The following is a 26,667-nucleotide window of genomic DNA, read 5'->3' as shown; positions in this document are numbered from 1 at the left end:
CTATAAAACGACCGAGGAGATCAATATGTTCAAGTTTAAAAAGACCTTGCTGTGCGTCTCGATCCTGGCGCTGAGCGCCGGCATGCAGAGCGCGATGGCCGCGGTGAGCGCAGACGAAGCGGCCAAGCTCAAAACCTCGCTGACCCCGCTCGGCGGTGAGAAAGCCGGCAACAAGGACGGCACCATTCCGGCGTGGACCGGGGGGCAGACCGGCCCGGTCGCGGGGCCGAAAGTGGGCGACATCCCGGTGAATCTTTTCCCGGATGAAAAGCCGGCCCTGCAGATCACCGCATCCAACATGGCCCAGCATGCGGACAAGCTCTCCGAGGGCACGCAGGCGCTGCTGAAGAAATACCCGGACACGTTCCGTGTCGACGTGTACCCGACCCATCGCACGGCGACGGTGCCGGAGCACGTGGCGGCAAACACGTTCAAGAATGCGACCGATTGCAAGACGACGGAAGGTGGTAATTCGATCGAGGGCTGCTTCGGCGGGCTCCCGTTTCCGGTTCCGCAGGCCGGTGTAGAGGTGGTGTGGAATTACCTGCTGCGGGTCGAACCCGAATCGATCGAATTCGGCTTCAAGAACATCGTCGGCTCCTCCGACGGCAATCACACCCTGGCCACCCGCAACGACAATTTCTTCCAGCACCCCTACAACTACAAGGATGGTTCGTGGGAGACCTGGTCGAAGGACGGCAAGGGCGAGTACTTCCTGCAGCGCTTCAGTACCACGGCCCCCTCCTTCAAGGTGGGCGAGTCGCTGGTGATCCGCGACAGCATCGACCCCAAGACCCCGCGCCAGGCCTGGCAGTACCTGGTCGGCCAGCGCCGCGTGCGTCGTGCGCCGACCGTGGCCTACGACACGCCGGACTTCGTCGCCTCGGGGGCGAACTATTTCGACGAGGTGCAAGGCTTCTTCGGCCACCCCGACCGCTACGAATGGAAGCTGCTCGGCAAACGGGAGATGTATATCCCCTACAACAACAATGAACTGGTCACGGCCAAGGTTGCCGACGCCTACGACAAGTTCCACCTGAATCCGGCCAAGGTGCGCTGGGAGTTGCACCGGGTATGGGAGGTCGAAGGCACGGTGGTGTCGGGCAAGCGCCATGCAGTGCCGAAGCGCAAGTATTACTTCGACGAGGACACCGGCTTGATGGTGCTGATGGATGGCTATGATGCCGAAGGCAAGCTCTGGCGCACTTCGCAGATGCCCAACTTCTTCGTGCCCGCCGTTCCGGCGCTCCTGGTCAAGCAGGTGACGGTGTTCAACCTGCAGGCAGGCACGATGAGCACGGTGCAGGGGCTGAACGACGAAACCTACCGCGTCGTGCCGCGCAAGCCCGAGACCTTCTTCACCGGCGACGCCGTCGCCGCCGACGCAGCACGCTGATCTCGCCCGGCGGCTGGACAGTCGCCGGAGGGCCTGCCGGGCTGCGGGCAGGCGGGCCCTCCGCTTTTCAGACCCGATTTTTCGTTGTTGAACGACGCTCCGTCCACGGCACCGCCCCGCGGGGTCCGCTGCTGCGTGACGGAGCGCGCATGAGAGTAGGCCACATGGTTCTGAACATTGCGCTGCGGCCCCTGCTGGCGGCCACCCTTTTGAGCTTGATCTGCCCGCTGGCGGCGGCGGCGACCGCTGCGCCGGCCGCGGCCGCGCCGGCGACGACCGGCCAGCCGGTGCCGGACCTGCTGGAGCTGCCGGCCCGTGCCGATGTGCGCGCCACCAGCACGGTCCAGCTGGCGGTGACCCGGGCGGGCGAGCGGCTGGTGTCGGTGGGCGCGCGCGGCACCGTGCTGCTGTCGGACGACGGCGGAGCGAGCTGGCGCCAGGCGCGCGCGGTGCCCGCGAGCGTGGCGCTCACCGACGTCTGCTTCGTCGATGACCAACGGGGCTGGGCGGTCGGCCACAGCGGCATCGTGCTGCATTCGCGCGATGGGGGCGAAACCTGGGTGCGCCAGCTCGACGGCCGCCAGGGCGCACAGGCGGCGCTCGAAGAAGCCCGCGCGCTCGAAGCGGCGGGCGCGGACGGGGCCGAGCGACGCCTGCGTGAGGCCCAGGCGATGGTCGAGGACGGCCCGGACAAGCCGCTGCTGGGCGTGCATTTTGCCGACGCACGCCGCGGCTGGGCAGTCGGCGCCTACGGCCTGGCGCTCACCACCGACGATGGCGGCCAGTCCTGGCAGGCCTTCATCGCGCGCCTGCCCAACCCGCGCGGCAAGCACCTTTATCAGGTGCGCGCCGACGGCGCCCGCCTGCTCATCGCCGGCGAGCAGGGCGCGCTGTTTCGCTCGGACGATGGCGGGGCATCGTTTGCCGAAGTGCGCACCCCCTACCCGGGCACCTTCTTCGGCGTCCTCGCGCTCGGGCCGGACACGCTCTTGGCCTACGGCCTGCGGGGCAACGTCTGGCGCAGCGGCGATGGGGGCGCGAACTGGGCGCAGATCGCCCTCGACCAGGAAATCACCCTCACCAGCGGCCTGCGCCTGGCCGACGGCGCCGTCGTGCTCGCCGACGAGAGCGGGCGCCTGCTGCGCAGCGACGATCAGGGGCGCAGCTTTCGCGCGCTCGAGGCCAAGGCCCCCAACGCGGTCACCGCCCTGGTGCAGATCGAGGGCGGCGCCCTGGTGCTGTCCGGCGCACGCGGCCTGAACCGCGTCGATGCCGCTCAACTCGTCGTTACGGAACGCAAATAATGGCTGTCGCACATTCCCTTCCGGCCGAAGCGGTGATCGCCAACCTGGCCGACTTCGATGCGCGTTCGGGCTCGCTGGCCGAGCGCGTGCTGTTCAACAACCGCCTGGTGATCGTCCTGCTGTGCCTGCTGGCCACGCTGGTGCTCGGCTATCAGGCGCTCGGACTGAAGTTGAACGCCGCGTTCGACAAGATGATCCCGACCAGCCACCCGTACGTCGTCAATTTCCTCGACAACCGCAGCCAGCTCGCGGGCATGGGCAACAGCCTGCGCATCGCCGTGGCGGTGAGCGAAGGGGACATCTTCGACGCACAGTACCTCGACACCGTGCGCAAGCTCAGCGACGAGCTGTTCCTGCTGCCCGGCGTCGATCGCCCCTACATGAAATCCCTGTGGGCACCCGCGGTGCGCTGGACCGGAGTCACCGAGGAAGGGCTCGACGGCGGCCCGGTGATCCCGGACGACTACGACGGCTCGCCCGAATCGATCGAGCAGGTGCGGGTCAATGTCGAGCGCTCGGGCGAGATCGGCCAGCTCGTGGCGGCCAACTATCAGTCGAGCATCCTGCTCGTGCCGCTGCAGGACAGGATCGCCGAGACCGGCGAGCGCATCGACTACCACGCGCTCTCGCAGCGCATCGAGGCGCTGCGGGCGAAATACGAGTCGGACACGATCCGCATCCACGTCACCGGTTTCGCCAAGGTGGTGGGCGATCTGATCGAGGGCCTGCTGCAGGTGATGGTGTTCTTCGCCATGGCGATCGTGATCTGTACCGCGGTGCTGTACTGGTACACCCGCTGCCTGCGCAGCACGCTCCTGGTGGTGTCGTGCTCGGTGGTGGCCGTGGTGTGGCTGCTGGGCCTGTTGCCCACGCTGGGCTACGAGCTCGACCCCTACTCGGTGCTGGTGCCCTTTCTCGTCTTCGCCATCGGCATGAGCCACGGCGCGCAGAAGATGAACGGCATCATGCAGGACATCGGCCGCGGCACGCACAAGCTGGTGGCGGCGCGCTACACCTTCCGCCGCCTGTTCCTGGCCGGCATGACCGCGCTCTTGGCCAACGCGGTGGGCTTCGCGGTGCTGATGGTGATCGACATCCAGGTCATCCAGGATCTGGCGATCACTGCCAGCATCGGGGTGGCAGTGCTGATCTTCACCAACCTCGTGCTGCTGCCGATCCTGCTCTCCTACACCGGGGTGAGTCCGATGGCGGCCCAGCGCAGCCTGAAGGCCGAGCTCATGGAGGCCAGCGGGACGCATGACAAGCACCCGTTCTGGGCCTTCCTCGATCTCTTCACGCAGCGTAAGTGGGCCTCCATCGCGGTGCTGGCCGGGCTGGCGATGGGCGCGGTGGGGCTCGCGGTGAGCTTTCAGCTCAAGATCGGCGACATCGACCCGGGCGCGCCCGAGCTGCGCCCGGACTCGCGCTACAACCGCGACAACGCCTTCATGACCGCCAACTACGCCGCGAGCAGCGACGTGTACATCGTCATGGTGCGCACGCCCCAGTACGCCTGCGGCCAGTACGACACGCTGATGGCGGTCGATGCGCTCGAGCGCGAGCTGCAGCAGCTGCCCGGGGTGGAGACGACCAGCTCGCTGGCCGGGCTGGCCAAAGTGGCCAACGCGGGCATGAACGAGGGCAGCCTGAAGTGGTTCGAGATCCCGCGCTCGCAGGACATGTTGAACGCGATCATCACCCGCGCCCCGCGCGAGATGTTCAACCAGAACTGCGATCTGCTCACCGTCTATGCCTACCTGAAGGATCACAAGGCCGACACGCTCAAAAGCGTGGTCGAGGTGGTCGAAGCCTTCGCCGCGCGCCACGGCACCGAGGAGGTGCGCTTTCTGAACGCGGCGGGCAACGCCGGCATCGAGGCCGCGACCAACATCGTGGTGAGGAAGGCCAACGTGCAGATGCTGTTCCTGGTCTATGCGGCGGTGATCGTGCTCGCGTTCATCGCCTTCCGCTCGTGGCGGGCGGTGGTGTGTGCGGTGGTGCCGCTGACGATCACCTCGATGCTGTGCGAAGCGCTGATGGTGTGGCTCGACATCGGCGTCAAGGTCGCCACCTTGCCGGTGATCGCGCTCGGGGTCGGGGTCGGCGTCGATTACGCGCTCTACGTGATGACGGTCACCCTGGCCCGGCTCAAGGAAGGCATGAGCCTGTCGGACGCCTATTACAAGGCGCTCACCTTCACCGGCAAGGTGGTGGTGCTCACCGGCATCACACTCGGCATCGCCGTCGCGACGTGGGCGTTCTCGCCGATCAAGTTCCAGGCCGACATGGGCATCCTGCTCGCGTTCATGTTCATCTGGAACATGCTCGGCGCGCTGATCCTGCTGCCCGCGCTGGGGCATTTCCTGCTGCGGCCAAAACAGGTCGCGCGGGGCTGAAAGACAAGGGAGAAATGCAATGTACCGTCACATCCTCGTGCCGCTCGATGGCTCGGAGCTGGCCGGCGCCCTGCTCGCCCAGGCCGTCGAATTCGCCCGCGCCCTCGGCGCCCGCATCACCTTCTTCACGATGGTCGAAGACTACGGCGCCACCCAGGAAGGGGCGCTGATGCGCACGCTGTCTCCCGAAAGGTTCGAAACCGAGATGAAGCGCCAGGCCTCGGCCATCCTGTCCAAAGCCACGGAGGCCGCTCAGGCGGCCGGACTGACCTGTGACGCGGTCGTGCGCGTCGGCTCGGAAGCGTACGTGCAGATCATCGAGGTCGCCCGGGACAAGGGCTGCGACCTGATCTACATGGCGTCCCACGGCCGTCGCGGACTCAAGGCGCTGATGCTCGGATCGCAGACCCAGAAAGTGCTCACCCATTCGCCGCTGCCGGTCTTTGTCGCAAAGGCTGCGCCTCTCCGAGGAAACGACATGACGGCGTGAAGAATCGTCATCGGCACACGGTCATTCACTGGACCGGGGGTATGAACGCCCCCTTCCCGCTGCGAGACGAAGCCAGGCTTTCTCGCTTGAACACGAATGCAATCTGAAAAGGATGGAGCCCCATGCCTGACAATGTCATGAAACAGCCGGCTGCTGGATTGATTGGCGCCGCAATTACTAAGTTTCCCATAAGTAGTGTCAGGTGAGCGATAATATCGCCCATGAAATGCAAACGACTTTCCGACGGCCGGGCTTTCGATCATCACACCTTGCAGGTCATGCGGCAGCAGGCCGTCAAAGCCGTACGTGAGGGCCAGACGGTGCAAAGCGTCGCGGCGGCGTTTGGCGTGAATGAGCGCAGCGTTTTCCGGTGGCTCGCCGAGTTTGCCAATGGCGGACAGAACGCATTGCTCGCCAAGCCGATTCCGGGGCGCCCCAGCAAACTCAATGCCGAGGAGCTTTCGTGGATTGCGAAAGCGGTTCGTGACCATAACCCTCAGCAGTTCAAGTTCGAGTTCGGCTTGTGGACGCTGTCCCTGATCCGTCACCTGATCAAACGACAGTTCAAGAAAGAGCTGTCGGTCTCCTCGGTCCATCGTCTGATGAAGATCCTGGGCTTCAGTGCCCAGAAGCCGCTCTACCAAGCGTGGCAGCAAGATCCGGTGCTGGTGCGAACCTGGGAGACGGAGACCTACCCCGCGATTCGCGCCGAAGCCAAGCGGCTCGGTGCAACGATCTACTTCGGTGACGAGTCGGGCATCCGCTCGGACTACCACACTGGCACGACCTGGGCGCCGCAGGGACAGACACCGGTGGTGCAGGCGACGGGCCGGCGCTTCTCGCTGAACATGATTTCGGCCGTCGGCACGCAGGGCGAATTTCGGTTCATGCTACATGAAGGATCGGTCGGTGCGAAAGTGTTCGTCGAGTTCCTCAAGCGCTTGATGGTCAACGCCGAGAAGCCGGTCTTTCTGATTGTTGACGGTCATCCGATCCACAAGGCGAAGATGGTCAAGAGCTACATCGAGAGCTTGGGCGGCAAGCTCAAGTTGTTCTACCTGCCGCCGTACTCTCCGCATCTGAATCCGGATGAAACGGTTTGGGCTCATGTGAAGCGGAGGGTTTCGCGGCAGTTGGTAGAGAGTGCCGAGGAAATGAAACGGCTCGCGCTCCGTGCTTTGCGTAGCATCCAGAAGCTCCCCGAACTCGTGAAGTCATTTTTCAGGCAGCCAGAGTGCCGCTATATCCTGGGATGACACTACTTATTGAAAAGTTAGTACAATCGGATTGTCGCTGGCAATAAGCATCGGATTCGAGCCTCGCTTCTTTGGTTCATGGGTGGCCTTTCTTGCGATGTGCATCGTCCCGACACAAATCATCATCGGGCTCGTCTGGAACAACCGCTATCCCGGCGTTCTTGCCAGACTGCCTCAGCCTGCGCGGGGGATAGCCATTCTCGGCCTCCTGATTGCGGCCGGAAGTGTGATCGCCCCGACAACCCTGGTGCTAGTCGGCGGGGGTATCACACCTCCCACGCCGTTCCTGAACATGTACATAATCCTGAGCATCGTTGCGACTTTCTGGTTGGTCGCAGTATTCCAGTGCTGGCCATCTTCGGCGATTTCATCGCATCCCGCAGTGCTCGGACTCGGAACACTGATGCTTTCCTATCTTTCTGCCTGGGTCGTTTTCCGGTCTGGATTCGATTTTGGAGCGATGCAGGATGCGCCCTTCTACCATGAGCATCTTGACCCCCAAGGTGCATTCCCGGCATGGAACGTCCTCTCATACGCCATCACGACTGTCGCGGTGATCATGGGGCTCATCCTGCTCGACTTCTGGCCGATTACGACCATCGTGAGCAAGAAACCCGCATTCGGCACTCAGCCTTATTTCGGCCTGATTTCGACCGTGATCGTGCTGTCCGTTGCCGGAGTCGTCTGGGAGACCGGAGTCAATCTGTCAGGTATGGACACGGTGGATTACCTCGTTCGTATTCCAGTCTCCTTCGTATTCGGCACGTTCATTCTTCTGACCCTGTTTCAGACCGCTCCGTTTCAAAAACTGGCACAGCCGGCAAAGGGATGCGCGCTCATTTTCGGCTCTGCGCTGTTGGCGCTGCTCACCTACGAGCTTTATCGTTTCGCCTCCATCAATGCCTTCGCCCATATTCAGGCAGGTCCGCCGGCATATGACCTGGATTTGTGGATAGCGACGGCGATGCTGTCGATAACCTTCCCTCTCATCGTCGCCTATGCAGAAGGATTCGCATTCTGGCCACTCAAAAACGACGACAGGCATTGAACTCAGCGCTGAAGCCACTCCCGGCCTTCCGGAATGTCAGCCTTCGCCGCCAGCGAGCTTGTATTTTTCGCATCGATACGCCAGTTGCGACCGGGTAATGCCAAGCAGTCGTGCCGCAGCGGAGTAATTCCCATTTGAAACGGATACTGCGTTCTCAACCAGGGTCCGTTCTATTTCTTCCAGGGAAATGCTTTTTCCGTCTCCTTGCGTCTGCAGCAACATCTGCAGCAGGTCGGGTGACGTATCAGGGACTTCGCCGGTTTCGGACTGCGCATTCCTGAGCACGCCCTTTCCCGCCCCCATCGCAATCGACAGGACATCCGGCGGCAGGGTTTCACCACTGGTGAACAGGTTTGGCAAGTCGATCACCCCGTCATCCTCGGCAGAAATCACGCCGCGCTCGACCAGGTTTTGCAGTTCTCTTATGTTTCCGGGGAATTCGTACGAGAGGAAGGCTCTGATGACTGCGGGCGTGAAACCCACCACTTTTCGATGGTACTTGTCGCAGTAATAGTTCAGGAAATGATTCATCAACAGCGGAATATCGTCCTTGCGAGCGCGAAGCGGAGGGAGTCGAATGGGGAACACGTTCAATCGGTAGAACAGATCCTCGCGAAAATTTCCATCCTGCACCGCCTGCCGCAAATCGACATTGGTCGCAGCAACCACTCTCACGTCGACCCGGGTGCTCCGGCTGCCTCCGACTCGTTCGATTTCCCCTTCCTGCAGCGCTCGTAGCAGCTTTCCCTGCGCGATCGGACTCAATGTCCCGATTTCATCCAGGAACAAGGTTCCGCCATCGGCCCGCTCGAATCGGCCGGGACGCGACGCAACCGCTCCGGTATAGGCACCACGCTCGACACCGAACAGTTCGGACTCGATCAGCGTGTCCGGTATCGCGGCACAGTTGACGGCGACGAAGGGGTTTTCAGCCCGCGTGCTGATGCGGTGGAGCATGTTGGCGAACACTTCCTTACCGACCCCGGACTCCCCCGTAAACAGGACAGTGGCATCAGTACCGGCGACGCGCCGGAGCTGATGGCAGGCTGCATTGAAAGCGGCCGACGCACCAACCATTGCGGCGTGATAGGGTGCATTCTGCGCAAGCATTCCCGCGCTGTCTTTCAGCCCGGTCACCGGCACCACCACGGAAGAGGCACGACTGCCCGTCGGAGAGCCGACAAAGTCTTCGGCATTGAGACGCCGCATGTCCTCGGTGATGTCGTCCCACAGCTCAGCCGATTTTGCGATCAGGCGGCACACGGAATCCCCCATCGACCGGCAACTGACTTCACGCGCAATCACGAGGTGTCCGAGCAGGGTGCTCCCGTGCCCCATCGCATAACCGGTCAGCATCCAGCAGGTCGCTGCAGTCCCCAGGCCATAGGCGGCGATGTGCTCGTCCGCCTCGATCGAGTGATGCCATAAGTACTCACCGTCGAACTGGCCGTTCTTCTGGTCGAAGTTGAATCTCACCGGCTCGACCTTGACCATGCCCTCAAAGGAATGCAGGCGGGCCTTGTACAGTGCGGACAAATCGGCATCGGGCCAGCGGGCCTGCTCCATGCGGGCATCGCGCGCTCCCGCGATATAGCCCAGGCGGGTGAATAAACCTCTTGCCTTTTCCATTCCCAGACTGTCGATCAGCTCGCGCCGCAGTGCTCCGAATGCATTGCCATGCATCAAGATCATGCGCTGATCATTGAGCCAGATATATCCGTCATCAGGCGAAAACGACAGACATGCCGAAATGTCCGATAACGATGGCCGGGCGTCAGCGCGCGAGCTGGCATAGTCTCCGAGCTGCGATGCCGAGAATTCCGAGCCTTCTTCTCCGGTCGCAGCCCTGCCTTTGCTTTTGATCACGACATGTCTCCTTCACTGAACCACATTTCCATTTTTATAAATTCAACCGCAAATTCATAGGACTGTTTTCACGATTTTATGAACCCAGGCCAGAGGCCATAAATGCTGCACAGCAGTATTTTTGATCCACCCAGCAGGAATGTCTATCGAAAATCGATGATCAAAACTTGCTGCGCCGCACAATCCGCGCTTCCACGACCATCCTGGCATCAGTCTTGCTCAATACAAGGCAGCGTGACGAACATCAGACATCGAGCGATGTACGCAGTTTAAGCACCAAATTTTTGTCCAACGGACCCGGGATGCATCGATGATCAAGGAAGGCGATTTGCTCTGGACCCCCAGCGCCGACTGGGTAGCGAACGCGAACGTGACTGCGTTCATGAACTGGCTGCAAGCCACCCGCAAGCTGGAATTCGCGGATTACGGCGAGCTCTGGCGCTGGTCGGTCACCGACCTGGAATCGTTCTGGGGCGCGCTCTGGGATTATTTTTCGATCGAGGCCTCGTCTCCGCCCACCTGCGTGCTCGGCTCCCGGAAAATGCCCGGCGCCCAGTGGTTCCCCGGGGCGAAGCTCAACTACGCGCAGCACGTCCTGCGCCAGGAACGCGCCGGCAGTGACGCGCTCATGTACCTGAGCGAGAACGCCCCCCTGACCGCCATGGCGTGGGAAGAACTGGCCGGCCAGGTGCGCATCCTCGCGACGCAACTGCGCCGCCTGGGCGTGAAGCCTGGCGAGCGCGTCCTGGCCTACCTGCCCAACATCCCGCAGGCGATCATCGCCCTGCTGGCGACGACGAGCATCGGTGCCGTGTGGGCAAGCTGCTCGCCGGATTTCGGCTCTCACGGCGTTCTCGACCGGGTCACCCAGCTCGCCCCCAAAGTGCTGTTCTGCGTCGACGGCTACCGCTATGGCGGCAAGGCCTTCGACCGCCGCGACGAGGTCCGGGAAATCATCGGCGCACTCGACAGCATCGAGCACGTCATACATCTGCCGCACCTGGAGCCGCACAGCCCGGCCCCGGCCGATGAACGGGTGCGGTCATGGGAAAGCCTGCTCGATCACCCTCCCGTTCCGGCCGACGGTTTCCGGTTCGAGCAGCTGCCCTTCGATCATCCGCTGTGGATCCTGTTCTCGTCGGGCACGACCGGCCTGCCCAAAGCCATCGTGCACGGCCATGGCGGCATCCTCCTCGAGATGCACAAGCTGCTCGCCTTCCACATGGACATCCATCCCGGCGAGCGCAGCTTCTTTTTCACCACCACCGGCTGGATGATGTGGAACGTGGTCGCGAGCTCGCTGCTGGTCGGCGCGTGCCCCGTGCTCTATGACGGCAACCCGGCCTATCCGACCCCCGACGTGCTGTGGAAGATGGCCCAGGACTGCAGCGCCGCCTTTTTCGGCGCCAGCCCGACCTATGTCGACATCATGAACAAGGCCGCCATCGTGCCGGGGGCGCGCTACGACCTGTCGAAACTGCGCGCGATCATGCCGGCCGGCTCACCGGTGTCGCCCGAGTGCACCGCCTGGTTCTACGACAACGTCAAGAAGGATCTGTGGATCGCCACCGGCAGCGGCGGCACCGACTGCTGCACCGGCTTCGTCGGCGGCGTGCCGACGCTGCCGGTTCATGCCGGCGAGATCCAGGCGCCGTCGCTCGGGGTGGCCGCGGCCGCGTTCAACGAGCGCGGCGAGGCGGTCGTCGATGAAGTCGGCGAGCTGGTGATCACCGAGCCCCTGCCGTCGATGCCGGTCTGCTTCTGGAACGACCCCGGGCAGGTGCGCTACCGGGAAGCCTACTTCGAAGAATTTCCTGGGGTTTGGCGCCATGGCGACTTCTTCCGCATCAACGCGCGCGGCGGCTGCTTCGTGCTCGGCCGCTCGGACGCAACGCTGAACCGCCAGGGCGTGCGCATCGGCACGGCGGAAATCTACCGGGCGCTGGCCGCGCTCGACGAGATCGAGGACGCGCTGATCGTCAATCTCGATCTGCCGCACAACGCGTTCTTCATGCCGCTGTTCGTGAAGCTGCGTGCCGGCATCCAGCTCGATGCCGACCTGGTGCAGCGGATCAACGCCCTCCTGCGCAGGGAATACACGCCACGCCACGTGCCGGACCGGATCATCGCCGTACCCGCCATCCCGGCGACCCTCACCGGCAAGAAGATGGAAGTGCCGGTGCGCAAGATCCTGATGGGCGTGGCGGTCGAAAAGGCGGTCAATCGCAACGCCATGGCCAACCCCCAGGCACTCGACTTTTTCATCCACTACGCGAAGACCCAGCAGGACTATTCACTGAGCTGACTGCGGGCACGGCAACCACAAGATCCGGAGACAATCATGGCCGACAAACCGAAGGTGCTTCTCATCGCCACCCGGGACACCAAGGATCAGGAAGCGAAATACATACGGGAATGCCTGGAAGAGGCGGGGGTCGAGGTCGTCCACCTGGACCCCAGCATCCGTCGCACGGTGGACGAAGGGGCCGAGATCGGACCTGAGCAGATCGCCGCCGCCGCAGGCAGGACGATGCCCGAAATCCGCGCGCTCAGGCACGAAGGGAAATGCCTGGAAGCGATGATCGAGGGCGCGCTCAAGTGTGTCCACGAGCTGGACCGCGACGTGGGCCTGAGCGGCATCATCGGCCTGGGCGGCTCGATGGGGACGGTGCTTGCCACCCGGATCATGCAGACCTTTCCCTACGGCCTGCCCAAGGTCATGATTTCCACCATGGCCTCGGGCATGACCCGCCCGTTCGTCGGCGCCAAGGACATCGTGATGGTGAACCCGGTGTGCGACATTTCGGGGCTCAATTCGATCACCCGCAGCGCCTTCCGCAGTGGCGCGCTTGCCGTGGCGGCGATGGCCCACGACTACCCGTCCGGGGAAGCCGGGAACAAGCCGCTGGTGACCATCTCGACGCTGGGCACCACGGAAAAATGCAGCGCACGTATCCGCCGATCGCTCGAGGAGCAAGGCTTCGAGGTCATGGTGTTCCACACCCTCGGCACCGGCGGCGCGGCGATGGAGCAGATCATCCGCGAGCGCGACGTCGCAGTCGTCATCGATCTGTCCCTGATCGAGATCAGCGAATACCTCCATGGCGGCTTGTGCGCGACCGGTCCGGATCGCGGCAAGGCAGCGCTGGAGAAAGGGGTGCCGACCATTTTCGCCCCCGGCAATCTGGATTTCCTCGTCGCCGGGCCGCTGGAGGAAGCCAGGGTGCGATTCCCCGGCAAACGCTACCACGAGCACAACCCCGCACTGACTGCAGTGCGCGCCGAAGCGCAGGAATTCCGCAATGATGCCGAGCACCTTGCCGGCCTGATCCGGAATGCCCGCGGGCCGGTCGCCTTCTTCGTGCCACTGCAGGGCTTTTCCAATCACGACAGCCCGGATGGCCACCTCCACGATCCGTCCCTGCCTCCGGTGTTCGCCGCCCACCTGAAACAGGTGATGCCCCCCGGCGTACCGGTGATCGAGCTGCCCCTCCATATCAACGACGAGCAATTCGCCGACGCGCTGGTCGAGCAGGCCATCGCTTTTTCCAAAAATCGCAGCGAGGCTGCAAGCCAATGAAACTGACCAACGAAGACGTCAACGAGATCCTGCAGCTGCTGGACGCGGGACCTTTCAACGAACTGAACCTGCAGACCCTGCGCTTCAAGCTGCAGTTGCGCCGTGGCAGCGACGGCATGTGGACGCAGGAAGCGCAAATCCTTGCCGCCCCCGAGCTGCTGTCGCCGGCCGCCACCGCAGCAGCGCCGGCCACCGCGGCCGCCCATGCGCCGCAGGAAACCAGGCACGCGGAAAAGGAACACCTCACCCCGGTCCGCACGCCGCTGCTGGGGACCTTTTACCGTGCGCCCAAGCCCGGCGCCCCCGCGTTCGTGGAAGTCGGCAGCCGCGTCGGGCCCGACACCCTGGTCGGCATCGTCGAAACGATGAAGCTGATGAATTCGGTATATGCCGGGGCAACCGGAACGGTGGTGGAGATCTGCGCCAAGGACGCGGCCACCGTCGAGCACGGCGAAATCCTGATGTTCATCGAGCCGGAGGACGCATGACCATCCGCCGCATTCTCATCGCCAACCGCGGCGAGATCGCGGTGCGCATCGTGCGCACCTGCCAGCGCCTCGGGATCGAAACCGTCCTCGCCGCCTCCGAGGCTGATCTCGAGTCGCTGGCGGCGCGCCTGGCCGACCGGACGATCTGCATCGGCCCGGCGAAGTCGTCCGCCAGCTACCTCAGCGTCGATGCCGTGGTCGGCGCCGCGCGCACGGCCAAAGCCGATGCGATCCATCCCGGATACGGCTTCCTGTCCGAAAATCAGCGTCTCGCCCAGGCCTGCGCTGCCGCAGGGATCATTTTCATCGGCCCGACCGCAGCCCAGCTCGATGCCGTAGGCGACAAGCTCAAGGCGCGCAGCCACGCGCTGGCCGCCGGGCTTCCGGTGGTCCCGGGCGGCGAAGTCGACAGCATCGAGGAAGCGCGCGCGGTCGCTGAAAAAACGGGCTGGCCGGTCCTGATCAAGGCCGTCAGCGGCGGCGGCGGCCGCGGCATGAAGCTGGTGCACGAACCGGGCCAGCTCGCGGCGACGATCGAACTGGCGATGGCCGAAGCCCATGCCTCGTTCGGCGATCCGCGGGTCTACCTGGAGCGCTATGTCGCCTCCGGCCGTCATGTGGAAGTGCAGGTGCTGGGCGACGGCGAGAACGTGATTCATCTGGGTACGCGCGATTGCTCGATCCAGCGCCGCTACCAGAAGCTGGTCGAAGAAGCGCCGGCCCCCAACCTGCGCGACGGCCTGCGCGCCGCGATGCACGAGGCCGCGGTCACTTTCGCCAGGCACCTCGAATACCGCGGGCTGGGCACCGTCGAACTGCTCGTCGACTGCGAGCGCGACACCTTCTACTTCCTCGAAATGAACGCGCGCATCCAGGTCGAGCATCCGGTCACCGAGGCGATCTGCGGGCTCGACCTGGTGGCCGAGCAGATCGCGGTCGCCGAAGGCAAGCCGCTGCGTTTCACCCAGGACGATGTGCATCTCGCCGGTCACGCCATCGAGTGCCGCATCAACGCCGAAGACTGGACACAGGACTTCCGCCCCAGCCCCGGCACGGTGAGCCGCGCGCTGTTTGCGCTCGGCGAAGGCGTGCGCGTCGATACCCACATCCAGAGCGGCGCGCGCGTACCGCCGTTCTACGACTCCCTCCTTGCCAAGCTGATCGTCCATGGCCCCGACCGCGCCCAGGCCCTCGAGCGCCTGCGCCATGCGCTGGCGCAGTGCGAGATTACCGGCGTCAGCACCAACCTGCCGATGCACGTCGAACTGATGCAGCAGGAGGAGTTCGCCCGCGGCGGCGTGAATACCGCTTATTTCCCCTGGTTCCTGGAAAACCGGGCGACCGCATTGCGCGACCCGTGTGTCGCGAAAGGAAGCTGACATGGCCCATCTCCAGCTCATCGACACCTCGATCCGCGACGGCAACCAGAGCCTGTGGGGCGCAACCGGGCTCAATACCCCGCAGATCCTGTCGATCGCCCCGATCCTCGACCGGGTCGGTTTCCGCGCCATCAATTACGCCTCGAGCACGCACATGGGGATGGCGATCAAGACCCACCGCGAAGATCCGTGGGAACGCATCCGCCTCACCCACGCGGCGATGCCCAACACCCCGCTGGAATTCATCGGCACCGGGCTGCGCTTCATCTCCTGGGAGAGTCAGCACCCCGAGTTCATGCAACTCGTGTATGACCGGCTCGTCATCAACGGCATTTCGCGCTTTATCGTCATGGACCCGATGAACGATGCGCAGGCGATGCTCGAATCGGCGCAGATGATGCGCAAGGCCGGCGCCAGCGAGATCATCGCGGCCCTGACCTACACCATCAGCGTCGTGCACGACGATGCCTACTACGCGAACTTCGCCGCGCAACTGGCCCGCTCGCCCGACATCGACCGCCTCTACATCAAGGACCCGGCCGGCATCCTGACGCCCGAACGGGCGCGCACGCTGATCCCGGCGATCCAGGCGCAACTGGGCGGCAAGGCGCTGGAACTGCATTCCCACTGCAACATCGGGCTGGCGCCGATCACCTACATGACCGCCGCCGAGCTGGGCATCGACGCCCTGCAGATCGGCTGCGGCGCACTGAGCAGCGGCACGGCGCTGCCGAACGCGCAGCGCGTCGTCGCCAACCTGCGCGAACTGGGCCACACGGTGGACGTCGACGACCGCGCGCTGGCCCTGGTGTCGAACTACTTTACCCGCATCGCCGCCGCCGAGAACCTGCCGGTGGGCATGCCCCAGGAGTTCGATGCCGCCTTCCTGCGCCACCAGGCCGCGGGCGGCTACATCTCGACCACCCGGCGCCAGCTCGCGGAACTGAAGCTCGAACATCGCTTCGACGAAGTCATGGAGGAGCTGAGCCGGGTGCGCGCCGAACTGGGCTATCCGATCATGGTCACGCCCTTCCCCCAGATGCTCGGCTCGCAGGCCTTCTACAACGTGATCGGCAACGAACGCTACGCCAACGTCTCGGACCAGGTGATCCGCTACGTCCTCGGCAACTTCGGCCGCCCGACCGGCATCATCGACCCCCAGGTCAAGGACCGCATCCTGGCCCGTCCGCGCGCCAAGGAGCTGATGAACGAGCCGCCGCCGCCGCCGCTGGCGGAAATGCGCCGCCAGTTCCCGCCCGGCATTTCGGACGAAGAGTTCCTGCTGCGCGCGACGATGCCGGCGGAACAGGTCGAGGCCATGCTCGCCGCCGGCCCCGCGCGCCGGCACTACAACCCCGACGTGCAACCGGTGCTGAAGCTGCTGCGCGCGCTGCAAACCCGCCCGGGCGTCTCCGACATCGTGATCGACAAACCCAATTTCCACCTCGAACTGCACGGTAACGGCAGCAAGGAGAACGCCAATGCGTGACGACAGCATCGCTTTTACCGGGCAGGGCATCCCCGCAGCCACTCTCGCCCGCCTCGGCCGCACCCGCGGTTTCGTTTTCGACATGGACGGCACGCTGTTGCTCGGCAATGAGCGCAACCATGACATGAAGCCGCTCCCGGGCGCGCTGGAAATCACCCACTGGCTGAGCGAGCACAGCATCCCGTTTGCCGTCTTCACCAACGGCACCGCGCGCTCGCCCGAAGAGTACGCCACCACGCTGCGCAAGCTCGGCTTCGCGCTGCCCGACGCAGCGATGATGACGCCGGCGAGCAGCGCGGTGGATCTGTTCGTCCAGCGCGGCTACAAGCGCGTGCTGGTGCTCGGCGGCGACGGCCTGGCGATGCCGCTGCGCAAGGCGGGAATCGAGGTCGTCGCCCCGGTGGGCCGGCCCCAGGCCGATGCCGTGCTGATCGGCTGGTACCGCGAATTCACCATGAACAACCTCGAAGCGGCCTGCTACGCGGTCTGGGGCGGGGCGCAGGCCTTCAGCTCGTCACAGGCCATGTTTTTCGCCACCGCGGCGGGCAAGACGCTGGGCACGTCCCGGGCCATTTCCGCAATGCTCAAGGATCTGACCGGCTGCCGGGTGCAGATCGTGGGCAAGCCCTCGATCCATGCCCTGAGCGCTGCAGCCCGCCGCCTCGGGGTGCGGGCCAAGGACCTGGCGGTGGTCGGCGACGATCCCGAACTGGAGGTCCCAATGGCACACCGCGGCCGCTCGCTCGCCGTCGCGGTCAATACCGGGCTGGGCGATGCAGATTCGTTTTCGCATCTGCCGCCGGCGCGCTGGCCGCACCTGACCGTGCACGGCGTCGATGAGCTGCTGCGCTTGCTGCAAGGCCAGACACTTTAGACCCCGCCATGCATCCGGCGCCCGATGAATCCCTTCCCCCCGGCGCCGGCCCGCAGCGGCCTTCCCTTTTTTCCAGAACAAGCCGGACATTCCGGTCCAGCGATCCACGCAACGGAGGCACAGTGCAATGAAACCGACCGTAGAACAGGCACTGAAGGAGATCGAGCGCGTCGTCGGCGCGGAACATCTGCTGACCGACACCGCAACCCTTTCGCGGTATTCCGTCAACATGCTCGCCACCGCCGACATCCTGCCCGCCGCCGTGGTACGGCCGACATCGACGGAAGAGCTCCAGCAGGTGCTGAAAATTGCCAACACCTGCAAGACACCGGTATGGACCTTGAGCGGCGGGCAGAACCGCGGCTACGGCATGGCCTGTGCCGCCACGCCGGGGACCCTCATCATCGACCTCAAAAGGATGAACCGCATCCTCGAGGTCAACGTCGAGCTCGCCTACGCCCTGGTCGAACCCGGGGTGACCTTCGCCCAGCTCTATCGCTATCTCAGGGACAACGACATTCCCTTGTGGATGGACGTCCCGAGTGGCAGCCCCGAAGGCTCGTGCCTGGGCAACATCACCGAGCGCGGGGCCGGGTACACCCCGCTGGGGGAGAAGTTCCTGTTCAGCTGCGGCATGGAAGTCGTCCTCGCCGACGGACAGGTGCTGCGCACCGGCACCGGAACGCTGCCGAACTCGCAGACCTGGCAGGTCTTCAAGTGGGGCTACGGACCGTCGCTCGACGGCCTGTTCACCCAGTCCAATTTCGGTATCGTCACCAAGGCCGGCTTCTGGTTGATGCCGCGCCCGCCGGCCTACGAACCGCTCGCGGTGACCATGGACGACCCGGAGGCGGTCTACAAGGCGGTCGAAATCCTGCGCCCGCTCAAGCTCAACATGGTCATCCCCAACGGCGCCTGCGTCACCCACGTGCGCAAGGCGCTGGGACTGACGGCGTGCTGGGGCGAGGGGAAAAACATCCTGCCCCGGGTCGGCCGGCGCTTCGACTACCCGGCGGAAACCCTGAAGGCATTGAAAGAGACGTACGCGCTGGGTGAGTGGAACTTCGCCGGCGCGCTCTACGGCCTGCCAGAAACGGTCCGGACCTATCGCGGCATCGTCGAAGACGCCTTCCGCTCGGCCCTTCCCGGCTGCCGCTTCCTGAGCGCGGAAGAACAGGCGGCGAGCCCCTACTGGCGTGCGCGGGAAAAGGCGATGCGCGGCGAGCCGCTGTGGGAATTCGACATGTCGGACTGGGAAGGCAAGGCGGGGGCGCTGTGGATCTCGCCGGTCGCCCCCGTCACCAACGAGGCCGTCGAACAGCAGATCCGGATCGCCGAAGAGACCTACGCGAAGTACGGCTTCCACTATGCCGCGGAGCTGATCCTGGGGACCGGCCGCGATCTGCACCACATCATCTGGCTGCTGTTCGATCGCAGCGATGCCGAAGAGCGCCGCCGCGCCGAGCTGTGTGAGCGGGAAATGTACGACCGCTACTGCGAGGTCGGCTACCTGCCCTACCGCACCGGACTGTCCACCGGCGACTACCTGATGCGCAAGCTCGGACCGTTCCGGGACATCTGCCACGACCTGAAACAGCTCTTCGATCCGAACAACATCCTGTCGCCGGGCAAGTCGGGAATCGACCTGGCCAATCGCTCATGACCGGACAGCGGAGGTGCATTGCATGAAGCAGAATCTGGCTGGAAAAGTCGCTTATGTCTCCGGTGCGGCGGCGGGAATCGGCGCCGCCATTGCCCGGGTTTTCGCGGCGGAAGGCGCATCGGTGCTTCTCGGCGACGTCCAGCAGGCGCGCGGTGAGGCGCTTGTCGCACAGATCCGGGACCAGGGCGGGAAGGCCGCGTTCATTCACCACGACGTCGCCGACGAGCCGCAATGGGAACGCGCGCTGGCACACGCAGTCGCGCAGTTCGGCGGACTGGACATCCTCGTCAACAACGCCGGCATCGAGCAGACCGGCCTGCTCGCCGACGTCGAACTGGCCGACATCAACCGGCTCCTCGCCGTCAATGTGGCCGGCGTGATCCTCGGCCACAAGCACGCCATCCGGACGATGCGCCCGGGCGGAAGCGCGGGCAAAGGCGGCAGCATCATCAACCTGTCCTCGGTGGCCGGGTTGATCGGCACGCCGGCGCTGGGCGTGTACAGCGCCTCGAAAGGCGCAGTGCGGCTGCTCAGCAAGGCCGCCGCGGTCGAGTGCGGCCGCCTCGGTTACGGCATCCGGGTCAATTCGATCCATCCGGGCCTGGTCGATACCGACATGGGCAGCAAGCTCGTAGATGATTTCGTCGGCCTCGGGGTTTTCGCCGATCGCGAAACCGCACTGCGGCAAATGCGGGAAACCTATCCCATCGGCCGCACCGGCGTCCCCGGCGACATTGCCAACGCTGCCCTCTTCCTCGCCAGCGAACAATCGAGCTGGATCACCGGAACCGAAATCGTGGTGGACGGGGGCATGACAATCAGTTGATCCCCCACCCGCCCGGACAAGCCAGATCAAAGGAGAACATCATGCTGCTCGAAGGAAAAACCGCGCTGGTCACCGGCGCCGGCAACGGCATCGGCCGCACCATTGCCCTCACCTACGCTGCCGAGGGTGCGAATGTCGTCGTTTCCGACATCAATGAAGAATGGGGCCGGGAAACGCTCGCCCTGATCGAAGCCAAGGGCGGAAAGGCCATTTTCCAGCGCGCCGACACCGCCCGCGCCGAAGACCATGACGTCCTGATCGCCGCGGCCAAACGTGCGTTCGGCCGTCTCGACGTGGCCTGCAACAACGCCGGCATCAGCGGCGAATTCACCCCCACGGCTGAAACGAGCGATGCCCAGTGGCAACGCGTCATCGACATCAATCTGTCGGGCGTGTTCTACGGCGTTCGCGCGCAGCTGCACGCGATGCTCGAAACCGGCGGCGGCGCGATCGTGAATATTTCCTCCATCGCCGGGCAGATCGGGATCGAAGGAATCACCCCGTACACCGCCGCCAAGCACGGCGTTGTCGGCCTGACGAAAACGGTCGCCTGGGAATACGGCAGCAAGGGCATCCGCATCAATTCGGTCGGCCCGGCCTTCATCAATACCACCCTGGTCCAGAACGTTCCTCCCGAAACGCGCCAGCAGCTCGAACAGATGCACGCCCTGCGCCGCCTCGGCGAAACCGAGGAAGTCGCCAATCTGGTCGCCTGGCTGAGCAGCGACAAGGCCAGCTTCGTCACCGGCAGCTATTACGCGGTCGACGGCGGCTACCTGGCGCGATAACCGTCATCACTCATTGAAATCCATCGAAGGAATATTCATTCATGTCTGCACCTGTTCAGGTCATCGGCGTCGGGATGGTCAAGTTCGTCAAGCCCGGCACTCAGGAGCCTTATGAAATCATGGCGTCGAAGGCCATTCGCGCCGCCCTTGCCGACGCCGGCATCCCTTACGACGAAATCCAGCAGGCCTACGCCAGCTACGTCTTCGGCGACAGCGCCTGCGGCCAGGCAGCGCTGTACCGGGTCGGCATGACCGGCATCCCGCTGTTCAACGTCAATAACAACTGCTCGTCGGGCTCGTCGGCCCTGTTCCTGGCCCGCCAGGCGGTGCTCTCCGGCAGCGTCGACTGTGCGCTGGCGTTCGGCTTCGAGGAAATGCGCCCGGGCGCACTGGGCGCAGTGTGGAACGATCGCACCTCCCCGCTGCTCGAGATGGAAGATCAGCTCGAAAACATCGTGCCGGGCGTACCGCCGGCGTCCAACGCCCATCGCCTGTTCGGCTCCGCCGCTCTGGCCTACATTGAAAAGACCGGCGCCAACCCCGACATCTTTGCCAAAGTAGCGGTGAAGACCCGCAAGCACGCGATGAACAACCCGCTGGCGATCTTCAACCAGCCGCTCACCGTCGACGAGGTCATGCAGTCGCCGGTGATTTTCGCGCCCTATCTGACCCGTCTCGAAGCCTGCCCGCCCTCCTGCGGCGCGGCAGCGGCGGTCGTGTGCAGCGAAGCCTTCGCCCGCCGCCACGGCCTTGCCCGCGGCATCCCGATCCTCGCCCAGGCGATGACCACCGACCGTCCGGCCCGCAACGACAACCCGATCGATCTCGCCGGTGCCGACATGACCCGCAACGCCGCCGCGCAAGTGTACGCACAGGCCGGGATCGGCCCGCAGGACATCGACGTCGTCGAACTGCATGACTGCTTCACTTCGAACGAGGTGATCACTTACGAAGGGCTGGGGCTCTGCGGCGAGGGCGAGGCGGAAGGCTTCATCGCGCGCGGCGACAACACCTACGGCGGCAGATACGTCGTCAATCCGTCCGGCGGGCTCATGTCGAAGGGACACCCGCTGGGCGCGACCGGCCTCGCCCAGTGTACGGAACTGGTTTCGCAATTGCGCGGCGAAGCCGGCGCCCGCCAGGTCAGCGGGGCGCGCCTTGCGCTGCAGCATAACCTGGGGCTGGGCGGCGCCTGTGTCGTGACCCTGTATGGGAAAGGCATCTGATCAGGTCCGCGTCCATTTTTTGACAGTAGGAAAATTGCATGAAAGCAATCAGATTACGCACTCCCGGCGGCCTCGATCACCTCGACCTGGTCGAACTTCCCGATCCCGGGCGGCCCGGGCCGGGCGAGATCCGGGTCAGGATTCACGCCAGCTCCCTCAACTTCCATGATCTTGGCGTCGTCAGCGGCGCGATGCCGGCCGCCGACGGACGCATCCCGATGTCCGACGGCGCCGGCGTCGTCGAAGCGGTCGGGGAAGGGGTCGATGAATTCGCCGTCGGCGACGCCGTCGTCTCGACCTTCTTCCCACACTGGCAGGATGGCGAAGCTCCGATCGCGGATTTTTCCACCACCCCCGGTGACGGGGTCGATGGCTACGCCTGTGAAGTTGTCGTCCGCCCGGCGACGGCATTCACCCGTACCCCGCGTGGCTACAGCCACGCCCAGGCCGCCACGCTGACGACCGCCGGCCTCACCGCCTGGCGCGCCCTGGTCTACAACGGCGGTCTGAAAGCCGGCGACAGCGTCCTGGTACTGGGCACGGGAGGAGTGTCGATCTTCGCCCTCCAGTTCGCCAAGGCGATGGGCGCCAGCGTGATCGCGACCTCGTCGTCGGACGAGAAGCTCGAACATGCCCGGGCACTCGGCGCCAGCCACACCATCAACTACCGCCGCGAAGCGCAATGGGCGTCGCGCGTGCTCGAGTTCACCGGCGGCCGCGGCGTCGATCACGTCATCGAAGTCGGCGGGCCCGGCACCCTGGCGCAGTCGATCCAGGCCTGCCGGATCGGGGGACATATCGCCCTGATCGGTGTGCTGACGGGCGGCGCAGGGCCGGTGCCGACGGCCGCGCTGATGAAGCGCCAGCAACGCCTGCAAGGGCTGATCGTCGGCAACCGCCGCCAGCAGACCGAGCTCGTCCGTGCGCTCGAAGCGACCGGGATCGTGCCTGTCATCGACCGCTCCTTTGCCCTCGAAGCCATCGCCGACGCCTTCCGCCTGCAGCAGGCCGGCGGGCATTTCGGCAAGATCTGCCTCGAATTCTGAGCGTAGCCACCCAATCGTCTTCGTGGAGACTCCCTGTGCTTTCAAGAAGAGCTTTTCTCCAAGGGTCAATGACAATGAGCGGTCTGGCGCTCGCCGGGATGTCGATCCCGGGCTTCACCTCCGCGCTCGCCCCCGGCCGGGACATCGCACCCTTGTCCCTTTTTTCCGTCCTCTACGACAACGGCTTTCCCCCCAGCGCCGCTTTCGGCGCTGCGGCCGGGCAGCACGGCTACGCCACCCATGACATCGACGGCGACGTGACCGAGTTCTGGATGAACCACCTTGCCGCGCGGTGGCGGCACGAACCCGTGGCCATCGCGGGTCTGACCCATGCCAGCGCCCTGTTCGTGCTCGAGCGCATGGGGTGGGACCATGGCTTGCGCGTCATTTTTCGCGCACAGCACCGCAGCCAGGGCAACGGCCGCATCGAACACCAGCTGACCGGCCCGGCCGTGATGTTGAACGCATTCGAGAAGGCCGCTTCGGAGCACCCCGGCCTGGGCGCCTGCGTGGCCGGCATGTTGTCCCGCTGCTACCGTCCGGAGCAGACGCCATCGACCTTGGCGATCACGGCACGGCCCCGCCCCGGGCTGGACGCTGTGCCCAACCCTGCTCCGCTGGTTTCCTGGGTCATTGCCCCGCGCCCCTCCTCCGCCTCGGCGCGCAACGCTTTTGCTACTGTTGAAAGGACCGTGTGATGAAACTTCCCAAAGGCGTCAGCGCCGAAGACTTCAACGCTGCACTGAAAGAATTCCGCCTGGTCGTGGGTGAAAACTGGGTGTTCACCGGCGACGAGGACATGCATCTGTACCGGGATGCCTATTCCCTGCAGTGGGGAGAACCCGACGAACTGGTCGCATCCGCAGCGGTTGCGCCGGAAAACGTCGAGCAAGTCCAGGCCGTGGTGCGCATCGCCAGCAAGTACAGGATCCCGCTGTTTGCCATCTCCACCGGCAAGAACCTGGGCTACGGCGGTTCCGCTCCGAACATGGCGGGCAACGTCATCGTCGATCTCAAGCGCATGAACAAAGTCATCGAAGTCGATGACAAGAGGAATTTCTGCATTGTCGAGCCGGGCGTTTCCTATTTCGATCTGTACAAGTACATCCACGAGCGCGGCTTCAAGGTCATGATGGACGTACCCGATCCGGGCTGGGGCAGCCCGCTCGGGAACGCGGTTGACCATGGCCTCGGCTACACCTGGATGAATTACCGCGACCACTTCGGCTCTCATTGCGGCATGGAAGTGGTGCTCCCCGATGGCGAGATCATGCGCACCGGGATGGCGGCGATACCGGGCTCGAAGACCTGGGCGGAAAACAAGTACGGCTATGGCGCCTACGTCGATGGCCTGTTCGCCCAATCCAATTTCGGCATCGTCACCAAGATGGGGTTCTGGATGCAACCGCAGCCGGACCATTTCCTCAGCGGCCAGGTCAAGGTCCCGAAATACCATGACCTGATCCCGCTGATCAACGGCGTCAACAAGATGGAAGACCAGGGGCTGATCGGCCATCCGCGCTACAGCTGCCCGATGGATCCGCTTTGCATGCAGATGGAGCCGGAAATCTACAAGCCGACCCCCGAGCTGATGGCGCTCAACAGCCGTCCAGGCGGCTCCACGGTCGAGGAGTACCAGGCCTATGCCGAGAAACAGGGGCATGAATTCTGGAATGTCATGCTCAATTTTTACGGCCCGAAGGAAACCGTTTACGCCAACTGGGAATATGCCAAGAAGACGGTTTTCGCCGCCATTCCCGGCGTCCGCTTCGAAGAAATCGAAAACTACGCGTTCCCGCTCGAAAATCCGGAAGCGATCAAAAAGGTCCGTCACAAGGTTGCACTGGGCATTCCGAACATGTCGATCTTCTCGATCGGCGCCCGCTCCGCGGCGATGCCGGAACCCGGGGACGGCCATGCGTGGTTTTCACCGATCGTCCCCCGCAATGGCGAAGAATTCATCCACGCGCACAAGGTCTTCACCCAGGCCGCGCGCGAAATGAACATCACCTCGGCCCCGATCAGCGTCACCAACGTGCCGATGTCATGGCAGTACCGTACCTACCTCTACCTGTTCCCGGTGTTCGTTTCCCGTTCCGACAAGGAGCGCAACCGGAAATCCGTCGACGACTTCAACAAGCTGATCAAACTGGCCGCTGAAAACGGCTGGTCCGAATACCGCACTGCCCCCATATTCCAGGACGCAGTGGCGGCAACGTACTCCTTCAACAACAACATCCTGCTCAGATTCCAGGAGCGGCTCAAGGACGTCATCGACCCTCACGGCATCATGGCGCCGGGGCGCGGCGGCATCTGGCCCAAACGCTACCGGGAGGGCGCATGATGAAAAAGCTGCTTTGCGTGGGCACCGCGATGATGGCGGCGCTGGCATCCGGTCAGATATGGGCCAGCGGACAGGCAGGGGTCGAGCGCGGCCAGGCAGTATTCCAGGAGTGGTGTGTTTCCTGCCACGGGATCGGCCCTGGTCATCCGGGAACGCAGGCGCTCGATCTTCGCTATCAGGGCGCCCTCCCGGGCGCGCTGGAGCAGCGCACCGATCTGTCCCCCGAGATCGTCAGGGCATTCGTGCGGAACGGCATTTCGGTGATGCCGTTTTTCCGCAAGGTCGAGATCAGCGATGCTGAACTCGATGCGTTGGGAAGCTACCTGTCACGTAACAACCCACGCTAGCGCTTGCACGAAATGCGTGCCGCGCCAGTCCCTTCCGGCACGCATGAATCGACCGGATGAAGCCGGGCCCGCTCCATCAACTCGAGCGCATCACGTCTCCTGGCTGCTGCGCCGCTCGGGCCCGTGATAACGGGCCTGAGCGCACAGCCACCGCCGCACGTCCTCTTCGTCCGCCGTCCGTCCGGCGGCGCGGCAGTCGTCGAGGTAGCGGGCGATGTGCCCGCTGAGGTGGGCGCAGCCGACGCTGGCGCCGCCGCCGGCGAGGCTGCCGTCGAGAGGACGGACGTGGGCGCCGAAGTCGGCGTAGCGGGTGCCGAGGGCGGAAATCTCCATCCGCGCGCAGCGCGCATCGCCGGTCATCCGCAGCACGCCGGGAAAGGCCGCCGGGTACACCGGCTCGCCGCGCGCCGGGGCGGCCGCGCACAGCAGCACGCCGGCCGCGCGCGCACGCGCACAGGCTTCGGCGAGCACCGGCCGCGGCGCCCGCAGGCCGAGGCTGAGATTGATCAGCGCCACCCGCTGCGCCACCAGCCAGTCGATCGCCGCCGCGACCTGGGCGGCGGTGGTCGCCAGCCGCGCATGGAACACCTGGGCGACGCACAGCTGCGCGCGCGGCGCGCACGCGGCGATGATTTCCGCCAGGCGGCTGCCGTGGCCGAGGCGGTCGGGGCCGGCGGCCTCGCAGCGAACGCCGTCCTCGCCGATGACGAACGCCGCCGCGCTCACCACCCGCGCCGCCAGCGCCGGAGCATGGCCGCTGTCGACGAGGCCGACGCGCACCGCGTCGCCACCGCCCGCGGCGGCGTTTCCCTCATCCTCAGGCCGCGGCGGCAGCGGCTCGCTTCGCATCGCTTCCACCGG

Annotated in this window: 22 protein-coding genes; 20 read left to right on the top strand and 2 right to left on the bottom strand. The window is 64.6% G+C overall.

Annotated elements, in window-relative coordinates; translation table 11 throughout:
* Positions 1 to 25: 25 nt before the first annotated feature.
* The 6 genes from Tchl_RS07940 to Tchl_RS07915 all read left to right on the top strand — a co-directional run bounded on the left by Tchl_RS07940 (position 26) and on the right by Tchl_RS07915 (position 7,890).
* Positions 26 to 1,396: a DUF1329 domain-containing protein gene (locus Tchl_RS07940; RefSeq protein ID WP_075147928.1), complete on the top strand. Its 1,371-nt coding sequence runs from the start codon at positions 26 to 28 to the stop codon at positions 1,394 to 1,396.
* A 164-nt stretch (positions 1,397 to 1,560) separates the two neighbouring features.
* Positions 1,561 to 2,700, top strand: coding sequence for a WD40/YVTN/BNR-like repeat-containing protein (locus Tchl_RS07935; protein WP_232311699.1), 1,140 nt, complete (start codon positions 1,561 to 1,563; stop codon positions 2,698 to 2,700).
* Positions 2,700 to 5,096 (top strand): efflux RND transporter permease subunit, encoded by a 2,397-nt coding sequence (locus Tchl_RS07930; RefSeq protein ID WP_075147926.1) that lies wholly within the window; start codon positions 2,700 to 2,702, stop codon positions 5,094 to 5,096. Before Tchl_RS07935 ends, Tchl_RS07930 begins: the two co-directional genes overlap by 1 nt.
* 19 nt (positions 5,097 to 5,115) lie before the next feature.
* Positions 5,116 to 5,586, top strand: a complete 471-nt coding sequence (locus Tchl_RS07925; RefSeq protein ID WP_075147925.1) for a universal stress protein — start codon at positions 5,116 to 5,118, stop codon at positions 5,584 to 5,586.
* 221 nt (positions 5,587 to 5,807) lie between these two features.
* Positions 5,808 to 6,842, top strand: a complete 1,035-nt coding sequence (locus Tchl_RS07920; protein WP_075147924.1) for an IS630 family transposase — start codon at positions 5,808 to 5,810, stop codon at positions 6,840 to 6,842.
* A gap of 31 nt (positions 6,843 to 6,873) precedes the next feature.
* The gene (locus Tchl_RS07915) at positions 6,874 to 7,890 is read left to right on the top strand and encodes a hypothetical protein (protein WP_075147923.1); all 1,017 of its coding nucleotides are present in this window, start codon (positions 6,874 to 6,876) and stop codon (positions 7,888 to 7,890) included.
* Positions 7,891 to 7,926: 36 nt separating this feature from the next.
* On the opposite strand, the gene Tchl_RS07910 is transcribed toward Tchl_RS07915, so the two are convergent.
* A complete protein-coding gene (locus Tchl_RS07910; protein WP_075147922.1) occupies positions 7,927 to 9,756 on the bottom strand; it encodes a sigma-54-dependent Fis family transcriptional regulator in 1,830 nt (609 codons plus the stop codon).
* Between the two features lie 310 nt (positions 9,757 to 10,066).
* Here Tchl_RS07910 and Tchl_RS07905 point away from each other — a divergent pair, with 310 nt between their 5' ends.
* The 14 genes from Tchl_RS07905 (at position 10,067) to Tchl_RS07840 (ending at position 25,806) form a co-directional block, all read left to right on the top strand.
* Positions 10,067 to 12,061, top strand: a complete 1,995-nt coding sequence (locus Tchl_RS07905; protein WP_075147921.1) for an acetoacetate--CoA ligase — start codon at positions 10,067 to 10,069, stop codon at positions 12,059 to 12,061.
* Between the two features lie 36 nt (positions 12,062 to 12,097).
* Positions 12,098 to 13,336 (top strand): Tm-1-like ATP-binding domain-containing protein, encoded by a 1,239-nt coding sequence (locus Tchl_RS07900; protein ID WP_075147920.1) that lies wholly within the window; start codon positions 12,098 to 12,100, stop codon positions 13,334 to 13,336.
* Positions 13,333 to 13,824, top strand: a complete 492-nt coding sequence (locus tag Tchl_RS07895; RefSeq protein ID WP_075147919.1) for an acetyl-CoA carboxylase biotin carboxyl carrier protein — start codon at positions 13,333 to 13,335, stop codon at positions 13,822 to 13,824. The genes Tchl_RS07900 and Tchl_RS07895 overlap by 4 nt, the downstream gene beginning before the upstream one ends.
* Positions 13,821 to 15,203 (top strand): acetyl-CoA carboxylase biotin carboxylase subunit, encoded by a 1,383-nt coding sequence (locus tag Tchl_RS07890; RefSeq protein ID WP_075147918.1) that lies wholly within the window; start codon positions 13,821 to 13,823, stop codon positions 15,201 to 15,203. The genes Tchl_RS07895 and Tchl_RS07890 overlap by 4 nt, the downstream gene beginning before the upstream one ends.
* Position 15,204: 1 nt before the next feature.
* Positions 15,205 to 16,692 (top strand): biotin carboxyl carrier protein, encoded by a 1,488-nt coding sequence (locus tag Tchl_RS07885; RefSeq protein ID WP_075147917.1) that lies wholly within the window; start codon positions 15,205 to 15,207, stop codon positions 16,690 to 16,692.
* Entirely contained in the window at positions 16,685 to 17,566 is an 882-nt protein-coding gene (locus Tchl_RS07880) for an HAD-IIA family hydrolase (RefSeq protein ID WP_075147916.1), read from the top strand. The genes Tchl_RS07885 and Tchl_RS07880 overlap by 8 nt, the downstream gene beginning before the upstream one ends.
* Before the next feature lie 127 nt (positions 17,567 to 17,693).
* Positions 17,694 to 19,229 carry an FAD-binding oxidoreductase gene (locus Tchl_RS07875; protein WP_075147915.1) on the top strand — a complete coding sequence of 512 codons (1,536 nt, stop codon included), beginning with the start codon at positions 17,694 to 17,696 and terminating at the stop codon, positions 19,227 to 19,229.
* Positions 19,230 to 19,251: 22 nt separating this feature from the next.
* Complete coding sequence (locus Tchl_RS07870) at positions 19,252 to 20,055, top strand: glucose 1-dehydrogenase (protein WP_075147914.1); 804 nt, start codon at positions 19,252 to 19,254, stop codon at positions 20,053 to 20,055.
* A 41-nt stretch (positions 20,056 to 20,096) separates the two neighbouring features.
* Entirely contained in the window at positions 20,097 to 20,843 is a 747-nt protein-coding gene (locus Tchl_RS07865; protein ID WP_198159001.1) for an SDR family NAD(P)-dependent oxidoreductase, read from the top strand.
* 41 nt (positions 20,844 to 20,884) lie between these two features.
* Positions 20,885 to 22,069, top strand: coding sequence for a lipid-transfer protein (locus tag Tchl_RS07860; RefSeq protein ID WP_075147913.1), 1,185 nt, complete (start codon positions 20,885 to 20,887; stop codon positions 22,067 to 22,069).
* Positions 22,070 to 22,107: 38 nt separating this feature from the next.
* A complete protein-coding gene (locus Tchl_RS07855) occupies positions 22,108 to 23,115 on the top strand; it encodes a zinc-dependent alcohol dehydrogenase family protein (RefSeq protein WP_075147912.1) in 1,008 nt (335 codons plus the stop codon).
* A 74-nt stretch (positions 23,116 to 23,189) separates the two neighbouring features.
* Positions 23,190 to 23,813 (top strand): hypothetical protein, encoded by a 624-nt coding sequence (locus tag Tchl_RS07850; RefSeq protein ID WP_075147911.1) that lies wholly within the window; start codon positions 23,190 to 23,192, stop codon positions 23,811 to 23,813.
* A complete protein-coding gene (locus tag Tchl_RS07845) occupies positions 23,813 to 25,459 on the top strand; it encodes an FAD-binding oxidoreductase (protein ID WP_075147910.1) in 1,647 nt (548 codons plus the stop codon). The genes Tchl_RS07850 and Tchl_RS07845 overlap by 1 nt, the downstream gene beginning before the upstream one ends.
* The gene (locus Tchl_RS07840; protein WP_232311698.1) at positions 25,456 to 25,806 is read left to right on the top strand and encodes a c-type cytochrome; all 351 of its coding nucleotides are present in this window, start codon (positions 25,456 to 25,458) and stop codon (positions 25,804 to 25,806) included. The genes Tchl_RS07845 and Tchl_RS07840 overlap by 4 nt, the downstream gene beginning before the upstream one ends.
* Positions 25,807 to 25,896: 90 nt before the next feature.
* Here Tchl_RS07840 and qhpE read toward each other — a convergent pair whose 3' ends face one another.
* Complete coding sequence (gene qhpE / locus Tchl_RS07835; RefSeq protein ID WP_083945297.1) at positions 25,897 to 26,655, bottom strand: subtilisin-like serine protease QhpE; 759 nt, start codon at positions 26,653 to 26,655, stop codon at positions 25,897 to 25,899.
* Positions 26,656 to 26,667: the final 12 nt, after the last annotated feature.

The organism is Thauera chlorobenzoica, from assembly GCF_001922305.1.
GTDB lineage: Bacteria > Pseudomonadota > Gammaproteobacteria > Burkholderiales > Rhodocyclaceae > Thauera > Thauera chlorobenzoica.
Note: the sequence above shows the minus strand (reverse complement) of the source record. Positions and strands in the feature narration are given on the sequence as shown.